The 1,337-nt window shown below is 59.5% G+C and carries 1 protein-coding gene; it reads right to left on the bottom strand.

The genetic code is table 11. The annotated features are described in order from the left end of the window. Nucleotides 1-329: 329 nt before the first annotated feature. A complete protein-coding gene (locus tag NK662_RS24450; protein ID WP_254761321.1) occupies nucleotides 330-1,226 on the bottom strand; it encodes an aquaporin in 897 nt (298 codons plus the stop codon). Between the last annotated feature and the right edge of the window lie 111 nt (nucleotides 1,227-1,337).

The following is a 1,337-nucleotide window of genomic DNA, read 5'->3' as shown; positions in this document are numbered from 1 at the left end:
GAGAGATAGTACACCTGGCACACACGCACAATTTGACGGCAGAGACTGATGCACAAGCGGCACACGCACACGCCCAAAATTAGCAGGCTCCAGCCCCGGAATTAACAGAGCGAGCAATCTACGTACCCCACACGAACCACCAAGCAACCAAAGCTAGCGCCACTCCCCCGTGCACGCGCGCGCGTTTTATGTAACTCTCTCCGGCGTGTACGAAGCAGCAGTGACACGACACAAAACACACACAAAGACGTAGCTAGTGATGACGAGACCGAGATCGACTGGTAATTTTCCGAGTAAGAGGACACGATCGACGACATCTCGTCGTCCTATCACACTTGGATGTTCTCCATCTCGTCGACGTCGTCGGCGGCGATGGACTGCTGGCTCCGCAAGCGGCGCAGCTTGAAGGAGGAGAGCTTCTGGGAGGAGCCTTCCTTGGGGGTGTCCTCGAAGCGGATGAAGGTGTAGGTCCATGCTCCCGAGAGCGTGCCCATGACTGGGCCCAGGAAGTAGATCCACAGGCCGTCGAACTTGTTGCTCGCCAGCGCCGGCCCCAGCGTCCTTGCCGGGTTCATCGATCCACCTGAAATTGCCCCTGCGAAGATGGACGTAATGCAAACCGCGGAACCAACCGCCAACCCGGCCAACTCACCCACCGCTCTCGTGTCCGTGGCGACGGCGAGCGTGACGAACATCATGTTGAACGTCACGATGACCTCGACGACGAGCGAGTGCCAGTGCGGCCCCACGGGCGTGGTGGTTCCGATCACATCCACCGGGTGGATCACCGCCTTGAGCACGAACGACGCGCATATCGCTCCGGTGAACTGCGCCGCCCAGTAGAACGGAACCTGAATCCAGGGGAAATGCCTGAACACGGCGAACGCGAGCGTCACGGCGGGGTTCATGTGGGCGCCGGAGATGTGGCCGACGGCGTAGATCATCACCGTCACGATGAGGCCACCGGCGATCGACTGTCCCAGCTGCGATATGCGAGACAGGTCGCTGCCGCTGATCCCTGCCGCCCCACACGTCATGAACACCAGCAGGAACGTGGCCACCACCTCCGACACGACCTTCTTGAGGAGGTGAGGAGGGAAGAAGTCGGCGATGGCCTTCTCGCCGTAGTACATGGTAGGCATGGTGCCGTTCTGCACCGTGGAGAGATCGTGGATCTCGTTGGAGTAGTTCGCCCTGGAGTTTGTTCTCGAGTTGTTGCTGGCCATTTCTGACGCTCTATCTAGCTGAGCTACTTGTGCAGCACGCGAGTGCAGGAGGTAGAAGAAGAACAAGCAGCTCAAGCTCTAACACTGGCTGGCTAGCTCGCTCGCTCCGTC

This window comes from Ectobacillus ponti (assembly GCF_024294785.1).
GTDB classification, from domain to species: Bacteria; Bacillota; Bacilli; order Bacillales; family Bacillaceae_G; genus Ectobacillus; species Ectobacillus ponti.
The sequence above is the reverse complement of the archived record's forward strand: the minus strand, read 5'-3'. Positions and strand labels throughout refer to the sequence as shown.